This is a genomic window from Rhizobium vallis (assembly GCF_003985155.1).
In the GTDB taxonomy this organism is placed as follows: domain Bacteria; phylum Pseudomonadota; class Alphaproteobacteria; order Rhizobiales; family Rhizobiaceae; genus Rhizobium; species Rhizobium vallis.
In genome coordinates, this window is record NZ_ML133688.1 from 486,422 (window position 1) to 507,096 (window position 20,675).

The following is a 20,675-nucleotide window of genomic DNA, read 5'->3' on the forward strand; positions in this document are numbered from 1 at the left end:
ACCCGGCAAAAGAAAGGTTTTCATAATGGCGGTTCCCGGCATCGGTGCCATGGCCCCCGATTTCAACCTCCCCCGCGATGGCGGCGGGCGCATCTCGCTTGCCCATTTCCACGGCAAGCCGCTCGTGCTGTTCTTCTATCCGAAGGATGACACGACGGGCTGCACGGCCGAATCATTGGCTTTCACTGCGCTCGCGCCCGAGTTCGACGCGGCGGGCGCTGCCGTCATCGGCATGTCGCCCGATTCGGCTGCCTGCCATGACAAGTTCATCAGGAAGCATAGCCTTTCGGTGGCGCTCGCCTCGGACGAGGACAAGACGACACTGCAGGCCTACGGCGTCTGGAAGGAAAAGAGCATGTACGGCCGCAATTTCATGGGGGTCGAGCGCACCACCTTCCTCATCCGCCGGGACGGGATCATCGCCACCATCTGGCAGAAAGTGAAGGTACAGGGTCATGCCGAAACCGTGCTCCAAGCGGTGAGGAACCTCGCCGCGTGACCGGCGATCTCGCGATAACCTCGCTGCGCGGTGGAGCGATCGATGCCATCCGCGCAGCCGACCTCGACCGCAAGACGGCGCTTGCGCAGGAAAGCGCCACCCGCTGGTTCGCGCGCCGGGTGTCGCTGCGCTCGCCGCTCGACGCCGCCCTGTCCGAAAGGCCGGGCCGTCCTGACAAACCGGTTCTGACGCCGCCCACCCAGGTGGAGAAGCGCTCGCTGCATACGCTGAAAGGCCGTATCGCCTTGCTCCACGCCATCGCCCACATCGAGCTCAACGCCGTCGATCTGGCACTCGATATCGTGGCGCGATTCGCCAGCGAACAGGTGCCGAACTCCTTCTTCGACGGCTGGATGCAGGTTGCCTTCGAGGAAGCGAAGCATTTCCGCATGGTGCGCGCCCGTCTTAACGATCTCGGCGCCGATTACGGCGATCTTCCCGCCCATGACGGGCTCTGGCAGGCGGCCCACTCCACCCGCAACGATCTGACGGCAAGACTTGCCGTCGTGCCGCTGATTCTGGAGGCCCGCGGCCTCGACGTCACGCCGTCGCTGCAGGCCAAGATGCGCGAGACTGGCGATCTCGAAAGTGCTGAGGTTCTCGACGTCATTTATAACGACGAGAAAGGCCATGTCGCCGTCGGCGCCAAATGGTTCCGCTTCCTCTGCGCCCGCGAGAAGCGCGATCCGGCAAAAGCCTTCCAGGAACTGGTGCGCGCCAATTTCCGCGGGCCGCTGAAGCCGCCCTTCAACGATCTGGCCCGCGCCGAGGCCGGCTTGACGCCATCCTTCTACCGCTCGCTGGCATCGATCAGCCACGCCTGAGATGATTGATTTTCTGGCGTAAATGGCGGCGATGAAAGTATTCGTTAACCATAAACGTGTCTAATTTTCCGAAAGAGGCGTAGAGCATCAATCGGGAGAGCCTGCGTGAACAGCGGACATCAGCACCGGGTATTCGGTAAGCGGGCGCAGGAACATATTCTCATCCTGGCCAGCGGTGACAAGGTCCGTCATATGACGGTCCGGCCGTGGATGGCAGCACTCGCCTTCTGTTTCGTCGGCGTCTTCTCGATCGGCTATCTCCTGGCGACGTCCTACCTCGTGCTGCGCGATGATCTGATCGGCGCGACCATGGCTCGCCAGGCCCGCATGCAGCACGATTATGAAGACCGCATCGCCGCACTTCGCGCTCAGGTCGACCGCATCACCTCCCGCCAGCTTCTTGACCAGCAGGTGGTCGAGGACAAGGTCGACAAGCTGATGGAGCAGCAGATGGCGCTGACCTCACGCCATGGCAAGCTCGACAATCTCCTCGACCGGGCCGAAAGCTCCGGTCTGACCGATAAGGACGGTGCCCTGCCCGCGCCGTCTTCTCCCGTCCAGTCCTACGCCCCCGATGTCAAGGACAAGCGCGCGTCACTGACCGGCGGCGGCATCGAGGCGATAGAGAAGCAACTGGCGAACGGCGCACCCACCGATGCGACACCTGATAATTCGACGCTCGCTTATGTGCCGGCCGCCGAAACTGTCGGCGACCGCGCCGACCGCATCTTCTCCAAGGTGACGCTTTCGTTGAAAGATGTCGAGCAGGACCAGCGCAACCGTGTCGAGCAGCTGACGAGCGATGCCGGCAGTGCCGCCAACGCCATCGAGAGCGTGCTGACCCGCTTCAAGATCCCGATGCCCGAGACCGCCGCCAAGCAGGATGAGGATGACAGCGCCGTCGGCGGTCCCTATGTCGAGCCGGAGAGCAACGACGACTTCAACAATTCGCTGGTCGCACTCGACGGCGCGCTGACCCGGCTTGAGGCCGTGCGCAGCACTGCCGAATCCCTGCCCTTCCGCAATCCCGCCATCGGCAAGGAAATGACCAGCCCGTTCGGCAATCGCCGCGATCCTTTCCTCGGCCGTTTGGCCCTCCATTCAGGCATCGACTTCCGCTTTTCGCCGGGCGAGAAGATCCGCCCAACCGCACCGGGCAAGGTGATATCAGCCGGCTGGACCGGCGGTTACGGCAACATGGTCGAGGTCGATCACGGCAACGGCGTCTCGACGCGCTACGGGCATATGTCCGAGGTTCTGGTTAAGGTCGGCGATACCGTCGACCGCAATGACGTCATCGGCCTTGCCGGCAGCACCGGCCGCTCGACGGGCACGCATCTGCATTATGAAGTTCGCCAGGATGGACGTGCGGTCGATCCAGTATACTTCATGAATGCCGGCCTTAAACTCGCCACCTACATCAAGTAACAGTCATCAGGTAACCATCGCTTCACTCTGCACGGGGTGCGGCCTCTCTATTTCTTGACTTGCCGGTCATTCGGGGCTATGTCGCGCTGCATTGCGGCATGCAATCCCGCCGACTCGTTCAGAGCTCGGCCGAACCGGAACGGAAACAGTTTTCCCTTTGACGACATTCGCTGACCTTGGCTTGAGCCAAAAAGTGTTATCCGCTGTGACCGACGCGGGCTATACGATCCCCACGCCTATTCAGGCGGGTGCTATTCCCTTTGCGCTCGAGCGTCGCGATATTTGCGGCATCGCGCAGACGGGCACCGGCAAGACGGCATCCTTCGTTCTGCCGATGCTGTCGCTTCTGGAAAAGGGCCGCGCCCGCGCCCGCATGCCCCGCACGCTGATCCTCGAGCCGACGCGCGAACTCGCCGCGCAGGTCGCAGAGAATTTCGAGAAATACGGCAAGAACCATCGCCTCAACGTCGCCCTTCTGATCGGCGGCGTTTCCTTCGAGGATCAGGATCGCAAGCTCGAACGCGGCGCCGACGTGCTGATCTGCACGCCCGGCCGCCTGCTCGACCATTTCGAGCGTGGCAAGCTCCTGATGAGCGGCGTCGAGATCCTCGTCATCGACGAAGCTGACCGCATGCTCGACATGGGCTTCATCCCTGATATCGAGCGCATCGCCAAGATGATCCCGTTCACCCGCCAGACGCTGTTTTTCTCGGCCACCATGCCGCCGGAGATCCAGAAGCTCGCCGACCGCTTCCTGCAGAATCCCGAGCGTATCGAGGTCGCAAAGCCGGCTTCGGCCGCAAAGACCGTCACCCAGCGCTTCGTTGCCTCGCACAGCAAGGACTACGAGAAGCGCGCGGTTCTGCGCGAGCTCGTCCGGGCCCAGACTGAACTGAAGAACGCCATCATCTTCTGCAACCGCAAGAAGGATGTCGCCGATCTCTTCCGGTCGCTCGAACGCCACGGATTCTCCGTCGGCGCCCTGCATGGTGACATGGACCAGCGTTCGCGCACGATGATGCTGCAGAGCTTCCGTGACGGCAATCTCCAGCTGCTCGTTGCCTCCGACGTCGCTGCCCGCGGCCTCGACATTCCTGATGTCAGCCACGTCTTCAATTTCGACGTACCGATCCATTCCGAGGATTACGTCCACCGCATTGGCCGCACCGGCCGTGCCGGCCGCTCGGGTGCTGCCTTCACTCTCGTCACCAAGCGCGACACCAAATTCGTCGATGCGATCGAGAAGCTGATCGGCGAAAAGATCGAATGGCAGAGCGGCGACCTGAATTCGCTGCCGCCGGCAGAAGAAAGCAAGGACGAACGCCCGCGCCGCAACAGCCGTGAGCGCGGCGGTCGGGACGATCGGGGCGAGAAGGATCGTGGCCGCGGACGCGGTGGTCGTGGCGCCGCAGGTCATAAATCTGATAACGACGTACAGGATAATGGCGTAGACGTGATCCAGGCAGCACCAGTAAAGGCCGACATCGTGAAGAACGAGCGCAAAGCAGAGCAGAAGCCGCAGAACAATGCGCGCAACAATCGGCCTTACCCGGCAAATGACGACAGCCGCGACCGCCGCCGTCATCGCGATCACGACGACGGCCCGACCCCGGTCGGCTTCGGCGACGATATCCCCGCCTTCATGCTGATTGCCGGCAGCGCCAAGGTCTGAACATCCAATGGGCAAGCCCGGCCTCGATTTCCCGGGCTTCGGCGTCGGCTTGGTGATTCTGCGCGACGCCAAAATTCTTCTCTACAAACGTCTGCGTCCGCCTGAAGCCGGCTATTGGAATATCGTCGGCGGCAAGGTCGATCATATGGAGCCGGCTGAAGAAGCCGCGCGCCGCGAGGCCGAAGAAGAAACCGGCCTGACGATCGGCCGCATCGAACGCCTCTGCATGAGCGAGCAGATCATCGAGGCCGATCGCCAGCACTGGATTTCGATTCTCTATCTCGCCCGCGACATCGAGGGCGAGCCGCATTTGACCGAACCGGACAAGCTTTCGGATTTCGGCTGGTTTCCCCTGACAGATCTGCCGGAACCGCTCTCGGCCTTCACCAAGGCGGCGATAGCAGCATTGCCGCCCGGTGAGCGCGGCTAGCTATTCCGCGCGAAGCGCCGCCTCATAGGCAAGCCTTACCCATTTCGCCATGAGGTCGGGATCGTCGTAGGCTTCTTCGGGGATCGACCAGTAAGGCATCTTCACCGGCTTGCCCTTCTTGCCCTCATAGGCCCATTGGGTTGCGCCGGCGGCGGCAAATTCCGGGGCGCTCGTCTCGTCGGCCTTCAGCAGCATCTCGTCGCGCACTTCGACGGCGATGATCCGCCCCATATGATAGATGCCCTTGCCGCCGAACATGCGCTTGACCGTGACCGGCCCGAGCCCCTGAAACATTTCCTCGATCCCGGCATTGTCCATGCTCTATCCCCTCGAAGTCTCGGCCAAGCCGCTCACAGCGTGTGATAATCCCGGTTCAAATAAATGAGCGCCGGATGCTTTTCGCTGAAGCGGACGGCGGCGACCTCGCCGAAAATGACATTGTGCGTCGGCAGTTCCTTGATGTCGGTCACCCGGCAATCGAAGGTGGCGAGCGCATCGGCAAGGACGGGCGCACCTGTGACGAGCGTCTGGAAGCGGGCGCTGGCGAAGCGGTCGTCATTGGCAAGCGCCGTGCGCCCGGAAAAGGCGTCGGCAACCCCCTGATGATGGGCGCCGAGCGTGTTCAGCGCGAAGATGCCGCTGCGGAAAAAGATCTCGTTCTTCGGGTTGGTGTTGTTGAGGCAGATAAGCACCGAGGCCGGATTGTCCGAAACCGAGCAGGCGGCGGTGATGGTGACGCCACGGCGCATCCCTTCCATCGCCGTCGTCACGAGCTGCACATGGCCGGCATAACGGCTCATGGCGTCGCGATAAAGGCCGGGGTCGATATGCTGCCTATTCAACACCTGCTTCTCCGTGCGCATGTGATGCCTGGGATTCTCTTCCCATCGCGCCAATATGGCGAGCATCGGTTACGTTTTCTACAATAGGAGCGGCGAAAAGCGCCGCGTTATGCTTGTTTTTCTTTGACGATCGCGGCCTTGCGGATAAAAGGGCATGGACGATGGCTAGGGATCTCCGCCTTTCATGATCAACCTGCGTGGCATAGCAGCCTTTCTGACGCTGCTGGTAGCGGCGGCGCAAGGCCATGCGGCCGGCGTGACGATCGGCGTCGTCGCCCCTCAGGGTGGCCCGCTCGGCCTGCTCGGCGCACAGATTGCCGCCGGCGCCGGTTTCGAGATCCAGCAATCCGGCAATACGCTCGTTGCGATCAATGAGACCTGCGAAGACAATAGCGGCGCGGCGGTTGCCGATGCGCTCGTCAATGCGAAAGTCCAGGTCGCCGTCGGCTTTCTCTGCAGCGAAACGCTGGAAGGCGCGCTGCCGAAGCTGAAGGACGCCAATATTCCCGCAATCACCGTCTCCGTGCGCTCGCGCATCCTGATGGAGGATGCGTTGAAAAACGGCTGGCCGCTCTTCCGCATGGCGCCCGCCGACGGCACCGAGGCGGCAAAGGTCATCGACGTCATCTTGAAGGACTGGGCTGCTGATCCGATCGCCCTCATCGAGGATGGCACCATCCATGGCCACGAACTGACGGAAGCGGTGCGCAATGCGCTGGAGCAGAACGGCCTGAAGCCTGTGTTCATCGATACCTACCGCCCGGGACAGGAGCAGCAGATCGCCCTCGTCCGCCGCCTGAAACGGGCGGGCGCCACCAGGGTCTTCATCGGCGGTGACCGTAACGATGTCGCCGTCATCGCCCGTGATGCCAAGGCGGAGAACATCCCGCTCTCCATTCTTGGCGGCGATGCCATGCGCGCCGCCAATCAACCCCTGGCACTCGCCGATGGCGTGCGCGCCGTCGCTTTGCCTGAATATGCTTTGCTTCAGGAAGGCACGGCGGCGGCCGACGCGCTGCGCGCCAAAGGCACCGAGCCGGAAGGTTATGTTCTGCCGTCGCTGGCCGCCGCCCTCATTGCGGGACAGTCGGCGGAAGCCGCAGCTGCGGCAAGCAAGCCCCTGCAGGAGGCGCTTGTCGGCACGACATTCCAGACGCCGGTCGGCGCGATTGTCTTCACCGGCGCACATGAACTTTCGCAAAATCCCTACCGCCTGCTCGAATGGCGGGGCAACGGCTTTTTTCCACCTGCGGCGCCAACGCAATAAGCAACGCGCCAGCCTTGAATCCGGCCGCCGTGGTCAAATGGCGGCCCATACGGAGTAAGACCTGATGACGCTGCCCATTCGCATTGCCCCTTCGATCCTCGCGGCGGATTTCGCCAGGCTCGGCGAGGAGGTGCGCGACGTGACGGCCGCCGGCGCCGACTGGATCCATCTCGACGTGATGGACGGCCACTTCGTCCCGAACATTTCCTTCGGCCCCGATGTCATCAAGTCGCTGCGCTCCTACACGTCAGCCACTTTCGATTGCCACCTGATGATCTCGCCTGTCGACGACTATCTCGAAGCCTTCGCCAAGGCCGGCTGCGACCGCATCACCGTCCATGCCGAAGCCGGGCCGCATCTGCACCGCTCGCTGCAGACCGTGCGCAATCTCGGCAAGAAGGTCGGGGTGACGATCAATCCGGCAACCCCGCTGAGCGCCATCGAGAACGTGCTCGACGATGTCGATCTCATCCTCATCATGTCGGTCAATCCCGGCTTCGGCGGCCAGAAGTTCATTCCGGCCATGGCGGCGAAGATCGCCGCGGCGAAATCACTGATCGGTGACCGGCCTATCGAACTTGAGGTCGACGGTGGGGTTACCGTGGAAACGGCCCCATTGATCGCGCGCGCCGGCGGCAACGTCCTCGTTGCCGGCTCGGCAATTTTCAAGGGCGATACGGTCGAGGATTATCGCAAGACCGTCACCGATCTGCGTCAGGCAGCCGAAGGGGCACGAGCATGAGAAAAAGTCTGATCATCGGTGGCATGCTCGTCGGCGCGCTTGCCGGCCTGCCCGGCATGTCACTTGCCGGCGACATCGCCAGCGTCCAGCCGATTGGGTTTTCCGCTGACGGCAAGGTCTTTGCGTTCCAGGAATTCGGCATCAAGGAGAGCGGCAACGTCCCCTATTCCGAAACCTACTTCATCGACACCGACAGCGGCGAGTATCTCGAAGGCACGCCCTTCCGCACAGAGCTGACTGACAAGGACGCCAATCTTTCCAAGGCGAGGCGTCAGAACCTGACGGCGGCGCGCAGCCAGATGGACAAATACGACCTTCTGACCAATCCCGGTCTGATCGCTGCCTTCAACCCACCAACCGAACTCGGCTCGCCCTCGAAGACGCTTCGCTACACCACACTTGCGACCGACGGTCCGCCGAAATCGCCCTATACACTCTCGCTTACCGAGATGCCGGTGCCGACGCCGAAGGATTGCGCGGCGGTCGACAGGCGGGTCCTGGGCTTCAGCCTGCAGATGATCGAAAAGCAAGGCGTTCCGAACCGCCAGGCGGCGCGCCAGGTGACGGCTGTTCCGGCCGAGCGCACGTGTTCGGTGGAATACAGGATCGGCGGCGCCCTGGTCTACCAGCCGGAAGGCGGAAACCAGGTTCATATCGCGCTCGTCCTCGCCTTCGATGCGGCGAGGAACGGACGCTGGATCGCCGTTCCGGTTCATCCCTGAGCATGGATCGTTTTCGGGCGGCAAAGCCGCCCTACCCCGATCTCTTCGCCGGCGCATTGCTCTGGGGCATGCAGATGCTGGCCGCCGCCATGCTCGGCCTTTACCTCCGCAACGGCCTGCAGACGAGCCGGCTTGGCGAGGTCGCCGTGCTCTACTTCCTTGGCGGCCTGCTTTCGTGGCCCTTCGCTCTGCCGGTCGCCCGCTTCCTCGCGTATAACAGGCCGTCGGAAGCCCGGTTTGCCGCATTTTTCGTGACACTGACGGCCGCCACGATCCTGATGACCGCCTTTCTCTTTGCGATGGAATACCGGATCTTCTATTCGCGCTGGCACGCGCCCTTCGGCAGCATCGTCTGGGCCTTCCAGTTCGTCTTCACCAGCGTCAGCGCCGTCTACCAGTTCCTGGTGATCGGATTGCGCCTTTTCCTGCCGCTCGGCCTCGTCTGCCTTGTCGCAAGCAGCTATCATCTTGCCAAACGCATGCGTTGAGATTGCCGCCCGTCTTTGATACAGGGGCGCTAACAAACCTCTTGAATGAAGGCAGCCGCCCATGATCCCGCGTTATTCCCGGCCCGAAATGGTCGCCATCTGGTCTCCCGAAACCAAGTTCCGCATCTGGTTCGAGATCGAGGCGCACGCCTGCGACGCGCTGGCCGAACTCGGCGTCATCCCGAAATCGGCGGCAAAGACGATCTGGGAGAAGGGTGGCGCCGCCACTTTCGACGTCGCCCGCATCGATGAGATCGAGGCCGTCACCAAGCACGACGTCATCGCCTTCCTCACCCACCTCGCCGAGATCGTCGGCCCGGATGCCCGCTTCGTCCACCAGGGCATGACCTCGTCCGACGTGCTCGACACCTGCTTCAATGTCCAGCTGGTGCGCGCCACCGATATCCTCATCGCTGATATCGACCGCCTGCTTGCGGCGCTGAAGACTCGCGCCTTCGAACACAAGGACACCGTCACCATCGGCCGCTCGCACGGCATCCATGCCGAGCCCACCACCTTCGGCGTCAAACTGGCGCTCGCCTATGCCGAATTCGAGCGCTGCCGCCAGCGCCTTGTCGCCGCCCGCGAGGAAGTCGCGACCTGCGCCATCTCGGGTGCCGTCGGCACCTTCGCCAACATCGATCCGCGCGTCGAGGAACATGTCGCCGAGGCCCTCGGCCTGAAGGCCGAGCCGGTCTCGACCCAGGTCATCCCGCGTGACCGCCACGCCATGTATTTCGCCACGCTCGGCGTCGTCGCCTCCTCGATCGAACGCCTGGCGACCGAGATCCGCCACCTGCAGCGCACCGAGGTGCTGGAAGCCGAGGAATATTTCTCCCCCGGCCAAAAGGGCTCCTCGGCCATGCCCCACAAGCGTAACCCGGTGCTGACCGAAAACCTGACCGGCCTTGCCCGCATGGTCCGCTCCTATGCCATGCCGGCCATGGAAAACGTCGCCCTCTGGCACGAGCGCGATATTTCCCACTCCTCGGTCGAACGCATGATCGGCCCGGATGCCACAGTCACCCTCGATTTCGCCCTCGCCCGCCTGGCCGGCGTCATCGAAAAGCTGCTGGTCTACCCGGAGAATATGGAGAAGAACCTCAACAAGTTCCGCGGCCTCGTCCATTCGCAGCGCGTCCTGCTAGCGCTGACCCAAGCCGGCACCTCCCGCGAGGACGCCTACCGCCTGGTGCAGCGCAACGCCATGAAGGTCTGGGAACAGGGCAAGGATTTCTTGGAGGAACTGCTGGCTGATGCGGAGGTTCGGGCTGCCCTTTCGGAGGAGGATATTCGGGAGAAATTTGATCTCGGATACCATACCAAGCATGTCGACACGATTTTCCGACGGGTGTTTGGTAACGCCTGAGCGAACCGGGATCGGTATTTTGCAAATGGAAGCGGACTCAAGCTTGATGTCCGCTTCCGAAGTGGCGCGGCCGACTCAATGAAGGAGGAGCAGGTGAAAAAGCTACCCGGTGAGGTATATTTCTTTGTTGTCCTGTGGGCATTGTTCGCGCCAGCCCTCGTCGTGTATTTTATAGCAAAGCTTAAATATGTTGAGCTTGAACACATCGATTTCGCGTCTGTCGCTAATTTCAATTTTGTATGGCCGATACCCGCAGCTATTTTATTGACGATTCTGCTTATGTTGGAATTGGCATCTTATTTTAAATTTAAGCTCGGTTTCTTTTCAGCATGGCACGCCGTAGCTATGAACACTCTGGAAAAATGAAAGAGACCCGGTCTGTCAAAGAGACTAGATAGCCCTATCTTCTGCCAAGCGACCTCACTGCCAACCTTCAACGGTTGCCTATCTCTGCTTCGCCGGCTTGGCGGAAACGCGCCGCTTCTTCGGCTCGGCCTTTCTCGACGATGCTGCCTCGATTGATTCCGATACCCTGCAGGCCTCCGTCTCGCCCCGGCCTTTCGCGGCCTTCGCGACCAGCTCGTCGAGACGTTTCAGCTCCTCCTCATCGAGATTTTCGATGCCGATGAAGCGGTTTTCGGCGTGGCTTGTCAGGATGATCTCGTTGAGTTTGGCCTGGATTGCCCGCGTGTCACGGGTCTGGGCATTCTGCAGCACGAAGACCATCAGGAAGGTGATGATCGTCGTGCCCGTATTGATGATCAACTGCCATGTTTCGGAATAGCCGAAGAACGGGCCGAGCGCCGCCCAGACAATGACGACCATCAGCGCCAGGATAAAGACGACGGGCTTGCCCGCCCATTCCGATGTCTTGGTTGCGAAGTGGGCAAACAGATGCTTCATCGTCACCTCTGAAATCCTTCCTCGGAGTTTACGCTAAAAAACGCCGAGGAAGGTTCGAAGGTTCCAGCAGATCACGGCCGGGGCCGCGATCCCTCGGAATAGCTGTGGCTACGGGGCTTCTCGCGCAATCAGCTTGCGATAGAGGTGCCATGTCGCATGGCCGAGGACGGGAATGACGAGGGCAAGTCCGGCAAAGACCGGGATCGTGCCGATGACGAGGAGAGCTGCGACGATCAGACCCCAGAGCAGCACCGGCACCGGGTTCATGACCATTGCGCGGATCGAGGTCACGACGGCGGAAACCGCCCCGACATCGCGGTCGAGCAGCAGCGGAAAGGTGATGACGGAAATTGCCAGCACGACGAGCGCAAAGACGAAACCGATGAGGTTACCCCAGATGATCAGCTGCAAGCCCTGGGGCGTGCCGAAGACCTGACGGGTGAAATCCCCCATGGTGCGCGGAAACACTTCGCCGAGCAGGTTGCTGTAAAGCGTCTGCGCCGTCACCAGCCAAACCACGAAGAGAGCAAAGAGCATCAGCCCCACCGCCACGATCGACGGCAGCGCCGGCGAATGACGCACATCGAGCGCATGCGTCCATGAGGTGTCGACGCCGGCCTCGCGCCGGCGGCTGATCTCGTAGAGGCCGATCGCCGCGATCGGGCCGATCAGCACGAAACCTGCCATCAGCGGGAAGACCATCGGCAGAAGATTGGCGCCCGAGCTCCACAGCGTCAGGAAGACGCCGGCGATCGGGTACATCAGGCAGAGGAACACATAGTGCGACGGTTTCTCCATGAAATCGTCGAATCCGCGCTTCAGCGCATCGAAGACGTCGGCGATGCCGATGCGATTGACCACGGGCCGCGCGAAGCTTTCACCTGCACCCGTCATGACATGAAATGCCGCCATGGCTTTCTCCTCCTCAGCCGAGACATGATCGGCGGCGGACAGCATCGGCGAACAAGCCGACACGAAATCCGCAACCGGCACTGGAGCAATATAGCAACTTTCAGCGCCGGTGTCGCTCTCTCCCTTGATCTTCCCCTCTTGACATCTTGGACAAGCTTTCTCACATCGGCGGCACTATGAAAGCCTCAGACGCAGATATCCTCATCATCCCCGGCTATACCAATTCAGGCCCCGGCCATTGGCAGAGCCGCTGGGAGGCAAAACTCAGCACGGCGCGGCGCGTCGAACAGGCCGAATGGACCAAGCCGGTCCGCGAGGACTGGATCGCCCGTATCGCCGAAGAAGTGAACGCCTCGACGCGGCCCGTCGTTCTTGTTGCCCATTCGCTGGGCGTGCCCTCGGTGATCCACGCCATCCCGCATTTCCGCCAGCGAGTGGCGGGCGCCTTCCTTGTCGCGCCCCCGGATGTCGCCAATCCCGAGATCCGCCCGAAGCACCTGATGACCTTCGGCCCTTACCCGCGCGACCCGCTGCCCTTCCCCTCGATCACGGTGGCGAGCCGCAACGATCCGTTCGGCACTTACGAACATGCCGACGATATCGCCGGCAGCTGGGGGTCCTTCCTCGTCGATGCCGGTGAGGCCGGTCATATCAATGCCGATTCCGGTCACGGCCCCTGGCCCGAAGGCACGATGGTCTTTGCCCAGTTCCTCAGCCGGCTCTCCGCTGATTGAGGAAAAGCCTCCCCTCGTTAATTGAGTGATTGCTTTCTAAGTCTTTCTTAATGGAATGACCGCAGACTGCATCGAGATGCAATAAGCGAGAATGCCTGTGAAGAAAGCCCATCCAGAGGCCGACGATCCGCATGGCGATGCTGCTGCGGCCGACGGCTCCGATCTGGCCGAGCGGGAGGGCCGCTGGAACTATGCGCTCGTCGGCTCGGACCTCGGCGTGTGGGATCACAATTACCGCCTCGACCGGAAATATTATTCCCCGACCTGGAAAACCATGCGCGGCATGGCGCCGGACGAGGAAGTCGCCGGCGATTACGATGCCTGGCTGCAGCTCGTCCATCCCGATGATCGCGATTTCATCGCTCATGCCATTGACCGGCAGAATGCCGGCGATCCTGATTATCAGATCTTCGAATATCGCGAGCGCCACCAGGACGGTCGCTGGATCTGGATTGAATGCCGCGGCGCCTGCGTCGAATGGGACGAGAACGGCGTGCCGACCCGCATTGTCGGCACAGACACCGACATTACCGCCCGCAAGGAGGCCGAGGAAACGCTGTCGCGCCTGTCGCGCCGGCTCGATCTGGCGCTGGAGATTTCCCGCATCGGCGTCTTCGAAGCCGATATCGAAGAGGATATGGTCGAGTGGGATGACCGCCTCATCGCCATTTACGGGCTGAAGGGCGCCGCTCGTCGGATTGCCGGCGACGTCTGGGCGAAAAGCCTGCATCCCGATGATCGTGAGCGCGTCCTTGGCCTAGCCGACAGCAGCGTCGAAAGCGGCAGCGATTTCCAGCAGGAATACCGCATTATCCGCGGCGATGGTATTGAACGGGTCATCCGCGCCCGCTCGGCCTTCTTTATCGACGGCAATGGTCACCGCAAGCTGATCGGCGCCAACTGGGACGTGACCGAGGAAGTCAAGCTTCGCGACGAGCTGCAGCGCGCCAAGGATCTGGCTGAAGCCCGCAACCTTGAACTCGAAGCCGCCAAGGAGAGTATCGAGCACCTGGCGCTGCACGATTACCTTACCGGCCTTCCGAATCGCCGCTATCTCGACAAGATGCTGGACGAGCGCTCAGCCGAATGCCGCGCCAAGGGCCTGGCGCTGGCGATCCTGCATATCGATCTCGACCGCTTCAAGCAGATCAACGACACGCTCGGCCACCGCGCTGGTGACGCCATGCTGAAACATGCCGCGGGCGTGTTGAAGAATTCCGTCCGCGCCGCCGATTTCGTCGCCCGCATCGGCGGCGACGAGTTCGTCATCCTCTGCGCCGTCGACGCCGCGTCGAAGAAGATTGCCAGCCTTGCCGAACGCGTCATCCGCGAGTTGCGCAAACCCGTCAGATATGAGGGCCACGACTGCCGTTTCGGCGCCAGCATCGGCATCGCCGTCGACAGCGGTCCGAAGCTCGACGCCAAGCAGATCCTGCTCGACGCCGATATCGCGCTTTATCGGGCCAAGGGCCTCGGCCGCAATCGCTTCGAATTCTTCTCGGCGTCCGACCGCCGCGACGTCGTGTCCGCCAAGCAGCTCGCCGACGAGATCCTGATCGGCCTCGAGCGCAATGAATTCGTGCCCTTCTACCAGTTGCAGTTCGATGCTCGCACGCTCGATGTCGCAGGCGTCGAGACGCTTGCCCGCTGGCAACATCCGGTGCATGGGCTGCTGACGCCCGACAGATTCCTCGATATCGCCGAGGATCTCGACGTCGTCTCGACCATCGACGCCCTGATCCTGGAGCGCGCGTTGGCCGACCGCCGCGCCTGGATCAAGGACGGGCTGTCGGTCCCGAAGATATCGGTCAATGTCTCCGCAAGGCGGCTCGCCGATCCCGATCTCGGCAAGAAGCTCCGCGCCCTGAAGATCCAGCCCGGCAGCATTTCCTTCGAGCTCTTGGAGTCGATCTCGCTCGACGATTGCGACGAGGCGGTGACCGCAAACTTGAAAAAGCTGCGCAAGTTCGGCATCGACATCCAGATCGATGATTTCGGCACCGGCCACGCTTCGATCGTCAGCCTGCTGCGCTTGAGCCCAAAGACATTGAAGATCGACCGGGAGCTGATCCGCATGCTGCCGCAATCGGCCGAGCAGCGCAAACTCGTCGGCTCGATCATCGATATCGGCCGTTCGCTTGATATCCTCGTCATCGCCGAAGGTGTGGAGACCGTGGATCATATCCGCATTCTCGAAGAACTCGACTGCGATATGCTGCAGGGTTATGCGCTTGCCCGGCCGATGCCGGCCATGCAGATCCCTTCGTTTATCCGCGCCGGAAGCTGGCGCCATGGGCAAACTGCCGCCCGCGCCCTGCAGACGCAGCTTCGCCGGGCGCTTCGCGGCAGAGCCGGCAAATAAAAGCCTGCATAAGCGGCCCGCCATTTCGCCTTCATTTCACCGTAAAGGAAAAGGCGCTAAAGTCGTCTGGCGAATTCATTCGATTCTCTTGGCGGTATTCCGTAAAATCCGGAAACCGGGGAAGGAGCCACAGGCGGATTGTGAAACACTCTCTTTTCCTTTAAGGGGACGCCACGAGATCGATCCACTCGCGCTATCCCAAGAGCGCCAACAACAGAGAATAACCACGATGAACCGTCGCCGCCGTATCTACGAGGGCAAGGCAAAGATTCTGTATGAGGGCCCGGAGCCGGGCACTTTGATCCAGTTCTTCAAAGATGATGCCACTGCCTTCAACAAGAAGAAACATGAAGTCATCGATGGCAAGGGCGTCCTCAACAACCGCATTTCCGAATATATCTTCAGCCATCTGAACAAGATCGGCATTCCCACCCATTTCATCCGCCGGCTGAACATGCGCGAGCAGCTGATCAAGGAAGTGGAGATGATCCCGCTGGAGATCGTCGTGCGCAACGTCGCCGCCGGTTCTCTCGCCAAGCGCCTCGGCATCGAGGAAGGCGTCGTCCTGCCGCGCTCGATCATCGAATTCTATTACAAGTCCGACGCGCTGGACGACCCGATGGTCTCCGAAGAGCACATCACCGCCTTCGGCTGGGCCAATCCTGCTGAGCTCGACGACATCATGGCGCTCGCCATCCGCGTCAACGACTTCATGACCGGCCTCTTCCTCGGTGTCGGCATCCAGCTCGTCGATTTCAAGATCGAATGCGGCCGCCTGTTCGAAGGCGATCTGATGCGCATCATCCTCGCCGACGAAATCTCGCCGGACAGCTGCCGGCTCTGGGATATCGAAACCCGCGAGAAGATGGACAAGGATCGCTTCCGTCGTGATCTCGGCGGGTTGCTGGAAGCCTATTCCGAAGTCGCGCGCCGTCTCGGCATCATCAATGAAAACGAGCCTGTGCGCGGCACCGGCCCGGTTCTCGTCAAGTAAGGCAGGAAAGACAAAGTGATCAAGGCTCGTGTCACCGTCACGCTGAAAAACGGCGTTCTCGATCCGCAGGGCAAGGCCATCGAAGGCGCGCTCGGCGCCCTCGGCTTCTCTGGCGTCGGCCATGTAAGACAGGGCAAGGTTTTCGACCTTGAGCTGGAAGGCGCCGACAAGGCCAAGGCCGAGACTGACCTCAAGGCCATGTGCGAAAAACTGCTCGCCAATACGGTGATCGAGAACTACGCAATCGCAATTGACTGATGATCACGGCCCGGCTGTCCGGCGGACTTTGAAGATTTGGCGTCATGATGAAAGCAAAGCTGGAGACGGAAGTCTCGAAATATATGAGCTATGTTTTGCGTCATGCGCCCGAAGCCGCGGGTCTGACGCTTGATGGCGAGGGCTGGGTGTCTTTCGATGAGCTCGAAATCGCGTTGACGTCTAGATATGACGTCTCCCGCGCCGATATTATCGAAATCGTCGAAAACAATCCCAAGAAACGCTTCACGCTCGCCGATAACAGAATTCGCGCAAATCAAGGTCACAGCATCGAGGTCGACCTCGCCTTGAAGCAGGTCGAGCCGCCAGCCGTTCTTTTTCACGGCACATCCCTGGCGAACTGGTCCTCGATCGAGCGCGAGGGCCTGAAGAAGATGCAGCGGCATCACGTCCATCTGTCGGCGGATGTCGAAACGGCGCAAATCGTCGCAATGCGCCGCAAGGGTGAATATGTCATCCTGCAGGTGGATGCGGCCCGCATGTTTTCAGAGGGCCATTCTTTCTTTGTCTCCGACAATGGAGTATGGCTCACCGAAAGCGTTCCAGTTCAATATCTTTCGCGAAACGCAGGGACCCCATGAAATCAGCCGTCGTTCAACTTCCGGGCCTCAACCGCGACCGCGACATGATCGCCGCTTTGACCAAGATCTCCGGTAGGCCGCCGGTGGCGATCTGGCAGACGGAAACCGAGATCCCCGATGTCGACCTGATCGTCATCCCCGGCGGCTTCTCCTATGGCGATTATCTGCGCTGCGGCGCGATCGCCGCCCGCATGCCGGTCATGCAGGCGATCATCGACAAGGCTGCAAAAGGCGTGAAGGTGCTCGGCGTCTGCAACGGCTTCCAGATTCTCCTCGAGGCCGGCCTGCTGCCCGGCGCGCTGATGCGCAATGCCTCGCTGAAATTCGTCTGCCGCGAGATCAAGCTCGAAGTCGTCAATGCCGATACGGATTTCACCCGCGCCTATGCGCAAGGTCAGATCATCCGCAGCCCGGTCGCCCATCACGACGGCAATTATTTCGCCGACGAAGCGACGCTGGCGAAGATCGAGGGCAATGGCCAGGTCGTGTTCCGTTATGCCGAAGGCACCAATCCCAACGGCTCGATCAACGATATTGCCGGCGTGATGAACGAAAAGGGCAATGTGCTCGGCATGATGCCGCATCCCGAGAACCTGATCGAAGCCGCCCATGGCGGTTCGGACGGCCGCGGTCTCTTCGCCTCGGCGCTCGACGTCATCGCTGCCTGAGCCTCGCGCCTGATGCACGTCGCCGGCAAACATGCCGGGGAACGACATGCACGCCCTTCATCCCTGGAGCAAGACCAATGCGCCCTCGCCTCTCCGTCGCCAACGCCGCCGTATCGACTGTTCTCGCAGCCATGCTGGCAGCCTGCCAGTCGCCGGCGCCGACAGCTGGACCGAGCCGCGGTGCGCTGCCGACGATGGAACGCGTGGCGCTCGGCGCCAATGCCTGCTGGTTCAAGTCAGGCGACCCGGCCTTTGCTGCCTATAAGCTCGCGCCGGAACTCAATTCCTTCTCCGGCCGGCCGCGCATCCTGCTTGTCCACAAGGGCAGCCCGGAAAGCCGGCCGCTGCTCGTCGTCCAGGCCGAGGGCAGCCCGGCGCATCTTCAGGCCTTCGGCCCGATGATGCAGGAGCCGGTCGCCGGTCGTGTCACCGCTGACGTCAATCGTTGGTCGGCGGGCGGCAAGGCCTGCAACTGATCGCTGCGATCAATCCCAGAAAAACGACTTGCCGATTTCGCGCGCCGCTTCGGATTGCGATACGCCGATATCCTTGAGCTCGCTCGCCGTCAGGTTTCTCAGCGCACGCCGGCCTTCCCGCTTCTGATGCCAGAGAAGAACGGCCACCCAGAGTCGGCCGAGGCGCGTCGTCGTCTCGGCGGGTGCGGCCGGTACGGCAACCATTCTTCTGTCCTCGTAGGAGGCAATTGATACAATCGGCATTTTGATTTCGGGCAAAGCAGACATTCCAGGAATCCTTTCGGCGATCCGTTGGAATTGACTCATAATCTTGACAGGTACAATGTGACAATATAAGCAATTGTCACCATGACAAATTGGCTACCTGATCTTTCCCGCGGCTCCGGGCCGGTCTATCTCCGGCTCGCCGACAGCATTGAAACCGCCATTGCGAGCGGCGCCCTGCCCGCCGGCAGCAAATTGCCGCCGCAACGCAACCTGGCCTACGATATCGGCGTGACGATCGGCACGATCGGCCGCGCCTATGCGCTGGTGCACGAGCGCGGCCTGGTGGCAGGTGAAGTCGGTCGCGGCACCTACGTGCTGAACCGTTCCGAGACGCCGCCCGGCGAGCAGATGGATCCATTGGCCATCTCGCTTGGCGGGACCCGTTTTCAGGATGCGCCGGCCAACAAGATCCGTTTCGATACGACTGCCGCCCCTGACCTCGGTCAGGGCCAGATCATAGCGGGCATCCTTGCCGAGATCGGCGAGCAACATCTCGCCGAGATCTCCTCCTATTCCAGGAGCTTCCCGCGCAACTGGTTCGAAGCCGGCCGTCTTTGGCTCGCCCGCAGCGGCTGGACGCCGGAGGCTGAAAACATCGTCCCGACGCTCGGTGCACATGCCGCGGCAACCGCCGTCATCGCCGCCGTTTCGGCGCCGGGCGACAAGATCGTCTTCGAGAATCTCAGCTACACGCAGATCAGCCGCAGCGCCCGTCTTCTCGGCCGTCGCACATTGACGGTCGATTCCGACGAATTCGGTATGATCCCCGATGATTTCGAGCGGCTCTGCCAGCAGCAGCATCCGAAGCTCGCCTTCCTGATGCCGACCGTCCACAATCCGACGCTGACGATCATGCCCTATGAGCGGCGCGCCGCAATCGCTGCAATCGCCAGGAAACATGGCGTCTGGCTGATCGAGGACGATCTTTACGGCGGCATGGCCGACGATGACACGCCGCTGCTCGCCTCCATCGCGCCTGATCGCACCTTCCTCGTCAACGGCCTTTCGAAATCTGTCGCCGCCGGCGTGCGCGGCGGCTGGGTCGCCTGCCCGCCGCATTTTGCTCAGCGCATCAAGGTGACCCACAGGATGGTCACCGGCGGTCTTCCCTTCATCCTGGCGGAAACCTGCGCACGGCTCGTCGAAAGCGGCAGGGCCCACGAAATCCGCAAGGAAAGCGTCAAGGAACTCTCCCGGCGCGTCCGGCTCGCCCGCGAACAACTGGCGGGCTTCGATTTCGAATCACACCAGCATGCGCCGTTCCTCTGGCTGAAACTTCCGGAGCCCTGGATGTCGGGCACCTTCAAGAACGCCGCCTACCGTGACGGCGTGCTCGTCGATGACGAGGACGAGTTCAAGACGGCACGCGGCGAGAAAACCTATTATCGTGTTCGCGTCGGCTTCTCCTCGCCGAAGACCGGGCAAGAGCTGATCGCCGGCCTGATGATCCTGCGCCGGCTCCTGGAAAATGGCGGCTCCGCCTACGATGGCGAAATATGATCTGTTGCAGATACACCGCATAGTTCGGAAAAGATGCCGGCGCTGAACGGCTATGCTTTTTCGATCGGCTCTCCATGATACCTCTCTCCCATTCCCCGGGTGAGGGAATCAAAGGACAGCAGATGAAGATCGACTTCAACAGGGTCGTTCTGCGCTTCTTCGGTATTGCGTCAGCGGCAGCGGTGACCGGCTTTTTGGCCATGACCGGCTCCGCAAGTGCAGGTGCACAGATATTCGATGAATTGCGCTTCGGCGCCTCGGCCTCGGTACAATCGGGCCATTCCCGTGAAAACGGTGTCTTTCCGGAAATTACCGCCCTCTTCGATCCCTTCGGCTACGATCAGGCCGCCGGCTGGCAGCAGCAATTGCTGCACCCCCGTGTCCATCTCGGCACCTCGATCGGCACTGCTGGCGAAGCCACCCAGTTCTTCACCGGCTTCACCTGGACGGTGGATATCAACGAGAAGCTCTTTGCCGAAGCAGGCTTCGGCGGCGTCATCCATACCGGCGATCTCGAGGGCGATGATGACGGTCCGGAACTCGGCTGCCGCGTCCTGTTTCACGAATATGTCGGCGCCGGCTACCGTTTCACCCGCAATTGGAACGTAATCGCCCAGATCGGCCACTCCTCGCATGCCAATCTCTGCGACGGACCGAACGATGGAATGACGCGCGCCGGCCTGCAGATCGGCTACAAGTTCTAAGCGGTTGCCGCTTTG

General features: G+C 61.5%; 25 protein-coding genes. 20 read left to right on the forward strand and 5 right to left on the reverse strand.

Features of this window, described 5'->3' with window-relative positions:
- Window positions 1-25: 25 nt before the first annotated feature.
- The 5 genes from EFQ99_RS12315 (at window position 26) to EFQ99_RS12335 (ending at window position 4,853) form a co-directional block, all read left to right on the forward strand.
- Window positions 26-499 carry a peroxiredoxin gene (locus EFQ99_RS12315; RefSeq protein ID WP_126921308.1) on the forward strand — a complete coding sequence of 158 codons (474 nt, stop codon included), beginning with the start codon at window positions 26-28 and terminating at the stop codon, window positions 497-499.
- Window positions 496-1,323 carry a ferritin-like domain-containing protein gene (locus EFQ99_RS12320; protein WP_126921309.1) on the forward strand — a complete coding sequence of 276 codons (828 nt, stop codon included), beginning with the start codon at window positions 496-498 and terminating at the stop codon, window positions 1,321-1,323. The genes EFQ99_RS12315 and EFQ99_RS12320 overlap by 4 nt, the downstream gene beginning before the upstream one ends.
- Before the next feature lie 105 nt (window positions 1,324-1,428).
- On the forward strand, window positions 1,429-2,751 hold the full coding sequence (locus EFQ99_RS12325; RefSeq protein WP_126921310.1) for a peptidoglycan DD-metalloendopeptidase family protein: 1,323 nt from the start codon (window positions 1,429-1,431) through the stop codon (window positions 2,749-2,751).
- 157 nt (window positions 2,752-2,908) lie between these two features.
- A complete protein-coding gene (locus EFQ99_RS12330) occupies window positions 2,909-4,423 on the forward strand; it encodes a DEAD/DEAH box helicase (protein WP_126921311.1) in 1,515 nt (504 codons plus the stop codon).
- Between the two features lie 7 nt (window positions 4,424-4,430).
- Complete coding sequence (locus tag EFQ99_RS12335) at window positions 4,431-4,853, forward strand: NUDIX domain-containing protein (RefSeq protein WP_126921312.1); 423 nt, start codon at window positions 4,431-4,433, stop codon at window positions 4,851-4,853.
- On the opposite strand, the gene EFQ99_RS12340 is transcribed toward EFQ99_RS12335, so the two are convergent.
- Window positions 4,854-5,171 (reverse strand): TfoX/Sxy family protein, encoded by a 318-nt coding sequence (locus EFQ99_RS12340; protein ID WP_008526029.1) that lies wholly within the window; start codon window positions 5,169-5,171, stop codon window positions 4,854-4,856.
- Window positions 5,172-5,203: 32 nt separating this feature from the next.
- Window positions 5,204-5,698, reverse strand: a complete 495-nt coding sequence (locus EFQ99_RS12345) for a flavin reductase (RefSeq protein WP_126921313.1) — start codon at window positions 5,696-5,698, stop codon at window positions 5,204-5,206.
- Between the two features lie 181 nt (window positions 5,699-5,879).
- Here EFQ99_RS12345 and EFQ99_RS12350 point away from each other — a divergent pair, with 181 nt between their 5' ends.
- The 6 genes from EFQ99_RS12350 to EFQ99_RS12375 all read left to right on the forward strand — a co-directional run bounded on the left by EFQ99_RS12350 (window position 5,880) and on the right by EFQ99_RS12375 (window position 10,649).
- Window positions 5,880-6,962 carry a branched-chain amino acid ABC transporter substrate-binding protein gene (locus EFQ99_RS12350; protein ID WP_126921314.1) on the forward strand — a complete coding sequence of 361 codons (1,083 nt, stop codon included), beginning with the start codon at window positions 5,880-5,882 and terminating at the stop codon, window positions 6,960-6,962.
- 64 nt (window positions 6,963-7,026) lie between these two features.
- Complete coding sequence (gene rpe / locus EFQ99_RS12355; RefSeq protein WP_126921315.1) at window positions 7,027-7,704, forward strand: ribulose-phosphate 3-epimerase; 678 nt, start codon at window positions 7,027-7,029, stop codon at window positions 7,702-7,704.
- Window positions 7,701-8,426 carry a DUF2259 domain-containing protein gene (locus EFQ99_RS12360; protein WP_126921316.1) on the forward strand — a complete coding sequence of 242 codons (726 nt, stop codon included), beginning with the start codon at window positions 7,701-7,703 and terminating at the stop codon, window positions 8,424-8,426. The genes rpe and EFQ99_RS12360 overlap by 4 nt, the downstream gene beginning before the upstream one ends.
- Window positions 8,427-8,428: 2 nt before the next feature.
- Complete coding sequence (locus EFQ99_RS12365; protein WP_126921317.1) at window positions 8,429-8,914, forward strand: hypothetical protein; 486 nt, start codon at window positions 8,429-8,431, stop codon at window positions 8,912-8,914.
- Between the two features lie 61 nt (window positions 8,915-8,975).
- The gene (gene purB, locus EFQ99_RS12370) at window positions 8,976-10,283 is read left to right on the forward strand and encodes an adenylosuccinate lyase (protein WP_126921318.1); all 1,308 of its coding nucleotides are present in this window, start codon (window positions 8,976-8,978) and stop codon (window positions 10,281-10,283) included.
- A 93-nt stretch (window positions 10,284-10,376) separates the two neighbouring features.
- The gene (locus EFQ99_RS12375; RefSeq protein ID WP_126921319.1) at window positions 10,377-10,649 is read left to right on the forward strand and encodes a hypothetical protein; all 273 of its coding nucleotides are present in this window, start codon (window positions 10,377-10,379) and stop codon (window positions 10,647-10,649) included.
- Window positions 10,650-10,727: 78 nt separating this feature from the next.
- On the opposite strand, the gene EFQ99_RS12380 is transcribed toward EFQ99_RS12375, so the two are convergent.
- A complete protein-coding gene (locus EFQ99_RS12380) occupies window positions 10,728-11,186 on the reverse strand; it encodes a low affinity iron permease family protein (RefSeq protein ID WP_126921471.1) in 459 nt (152 codons plus the stop codon).
- 108 nt (window positions 11,187-11,294) lie between these two features.
- Window positions 11,295-12,098, reverse strand: coding sequence for a DUF2189 domain-containing protein (locus EFQ99_RS12385; protein WP_126921320.1), 804 nt, complete (start codon window positions 12,096-12,098; stop codon window positions 11,295-11,297).
- A gap of 176 nt (window positions 12,099-12,274) precedes the next feature.
- Here EFQ99_RS12385 and EFQ99_RS12390 point away from each other — a divergent pair, with 176 nt between their 5' ends.
- From EFQ99_RS12390 to EFQ99_RS12420, 7 genes are all read left to right on the forward strand, one after another.
- A complete protein-coding gene (locus tag EFQ99_RS12390; RefSeq protein ID WP_126921321.1) occupies window positions 12,275-12,832 on the forward strand; it encodes an RBBP9/YdeN family alpha/beta hydrolase in 558 nt (185 codons plus the stop codon).
- Between the two features lie 91 nt (window positions 12,833-12,923).
- On the forward strand, window positions 12,924-15,194 hold the full coding sequence (locus tag EFQ99_RS12395) for a putative bifunctional diguanylate cyclase/phosphodiesterase (protein WP_126921322.1): 2,271 nt from the start codon (window positions 12,924-12,926) through the stop codon (window positions 15,192-15,194).
- A 229-nt stretch (window positions 15,195-15,423) separates the two neighbouring features.
- Entirely contained in the window at window positions 15,424-16,188 is a 765-nt protein-coding gene (purC, locus tag EFQ99_RS12400; protein WP_008526002.1) for a phosphoribosylaminoimidazolesuccinocarboxamide synthase, read from the forward strand.
- A gap of 15 nt (window positions 16,189-16,203) precedes the next feature.
- Window positions 16,204-16,446, forward strand: a complete 243-nt coding sequence (gene purS, locus EFQ99_RS12405; protein ID WP_126921323.1) for a phosphoribosylformylglycinamidine synthase subunit PurS — start codon at window positions 16,204-16,206, stop codon at window positions 16,444-16,446.
- A gap of 44 nt (window positions 16,447-16,490) precedes the next feature.
- Window positions 16,491-17,045: an RNA 2'-phosphotransferase gene (locus EFQ99_RS12410; protein WP_126921324.1), complete on the forward strand. Its 555-nt coding sequence runs from the start codon at window positions 16,491-16,493 to the stop codon at window positions 17,043-17,045.
- On the forward strand, window positions 17,042-17,713 hold the full coding sequence (gene purQ, locus EFQ99_RS12415) for a phosphoribosylformylglycinamidine synthase subunit PurQ (protein ID WP_126921325.1): 672 nt from the start codon (window positions 17,042-17,044) through the stop codon (window positions 17,711-17,713). The genes EFQ99_RS12410 and purQ overlap by 4 nt, the downstream gene beginning before the upstream one ends.
- A gap of 77 nt (window positions 17,714-17,790) precedes the next feature.
- Window positions 17,791-18,189 carry a hypothetical protein gene (locus EFQ99_RS12420; protein ID WP_126921326.1) on the forward strand — a complete coding sequence of 133 codons (399 nt, stop codon included), beginning with the start codon at window positions 17,791-17,793 and terminating at the stop codon, window positions 18,187-18,189.
- Between the two features lie 9 nt (window positions 18,190-18,198).
- Here EFQ99_RS12420 and EFQ99_RS12425 read toward each other — a convergent pair whose 3' ends face one another.
- Window positions 18,199-18,456, reverse strand: coding sequence for a DUF1127 domain-containing protein (locus EFQ99_RS12425; protein ID WP_126921327.1), 258 nt, complete (start codon window positions 18,454-18,456; stop codon window positions 18,199-18,201).
- Window positions 18,457-18,537: 81 nt separating this feature from the next.
- Between EFQ99_RS12425 and EFQ99_RS12430 the strand changes: the two genes are divergently transcribed.
- Entirely contained in the window at window positions 18,538-19,956 is a 1,419-nt protein-coding gene (locus EFQ99_RS12430) for an aminotransferase-like domain-containing protein (protein WP_126921328.1), read from the forward strand.
- A 122-nt stretch (window positions 19,957-20,078) separates the two neighbouring features.
- On the forward strand, window positions 20,079-20,660 hold the full coding sequence (locus EFQ99_RS12435; RefSeq protein ID WP_126921329.1) for an acyloxyacyl hydrolase: 582 nt from the start codon (window positions 20,079-20,081) through the stop codon (window positions 20,658-20,660).
- Window positions 20,661-20,675: the final 15 nt, after the last annotated feature.

What these genes read in the sequence shown, in the direction of transcription:
- EFQ99_RS12390 (WP_126921321.1), top strand. Translation starts at nt 12,275, where the DNA reads ATGAAAGCCTCAGACGCAGATATCCTCATCATCCCCGGCTATACCAAT.
- EFQ99_RS12315 (WP_126921308.1), top strand. Translation starts at nt 26, where the DNA reads ATGGCGGTTCCCGGCATCGGTGCCATGGCCCCCGATTTCAACCTCCCC.
- EFQ99_RS12335 (WP_126921312.1), top strand. Translation starts at nt 4,431, where the DNA reads ATGGGCAAGCCCGGCCTCGATTTCCCGGGCTTCGGCGTCGGCTTGGTG.
- rpe (WP_126921315.1), top strand. Translation starts at nt 7,027, where the DNA reads ATGACGCTGCCCATTCGCATTGCCCCTTCGATCCTCGCGGCGGATTTC.
- EFQ99_RS12385 (WP_126921320.1), bottom strand. Translation starts at nt 12,098, where the DNA reads ATGGCGGCATTTCATGTCATGACGGGTGCAGGTGAAAGCTTCGCGCGG.
- EFQ99_RS12410 (WP_126921324.1), top strand. Translation starts at nt 16,491, where the DNA reads ATGATGAAAGCAAAGCTGGAGACGGAAGTCTCGAAATATATGAGCTAT.
- EFQ99_RS12395 (WP_126921322.1), top strand. Translation starts at nt 12,924, where the DNA reads ATGCCTGTGAAGAAAGCCCATCCAGAGGCCGACGATCCGCATGGCGAT.
- EFQ99_RS12420 (WP_126921326.1), top strand. Translation starts at nt 17,791, where the DNA reads ATGCGCCCTCGCCTCTCCGTCGCCAACGCCGCCGTATCGACTGTTCTC.
- purQ (WP_126921325.1), top strand. Translation starts at nt 17,042, where the DNA reads ATGAAATCAGCCGTCGTTCAACTTCCGGGCCTCAACCGCGACCGCGAC.
- EFQ99_RS12425 (WP_126921327.1), bottom strand. Translation starts at nt 18,456, where the DNA reads ATGTCTGCTTTGCCCGAAATCAAAATGCCGATTGTATCAATTGCCTCC.
- EFQ99_RS12340 (WP_008526029.1), bottom strand. Translation starts at nt 5,171, where the DNA reads ATGGACAATGCCGGGATCGAGGAAATGTTTCAGGGGCTCGGGCCGGTC.
- purB (WP_126921318.1), top strand. Translation starts at nt 8,976, where the DNA reads ATGATCCCGCGTTATTCCCGGCCCGAAATGGTCGCCATCTGGTCTCCC.
- EFQ99_RS12350 (WP_126921314.1), top strand. Translation starts at nt 5,880, where the DNA reads ATGATCAACCTGCGTGGCATAGCAGCCTTTCTGACGCTGCTGGTAGCG.
- EFQ99_RS12365 (WP_126921317.1), top strand. Translation starts at nt 8,429, where the DNA reads ATGGATCGTTTTCGGGCGGCAAAGCCGCCCTACCCCGATCTCTTCGCC.
- EFQ99_RS12435 (WP_126921329.1), top strand. Translation starts at nt 20,079, where the DNA reads ATGAAGATCGACTTCAACAGGGTCGTTCTGCGCTTCTTCGGTATTGCG.
- EFQ99_RS12430 (WP_126921328.1), top strand. Translation starts at nt 18,538, where the DNA reads ATGACAAATTGGCTACCTGATCTTTCCCGCGGCTCCGGGCCGGTCTAT.
- EFQ99_RS12380 (WP_126921471.1), bottom strand. Translation starts at nt 11,186, where the DNA reads ATGAAGCATCTGTTTGCCCACTTCGCAACCAAGACATCGGAATGGGCG.
- purC (WP_008526002.1), top strand. Translation starts at nt 15,424, where the DNA reads ATGAACCGTCGCCGCCGTATCTACGAGGGCAAGGCAAAGATTCTGTAT.
- EFQ99_RS12360 (WP_126921316.1), top strand. Translation starts at nt 7,701, where the DNA reads ATGAGAAAAAGTCTGATCATCGGTGGCATGCTCGTCGGCGCGCTTGCC.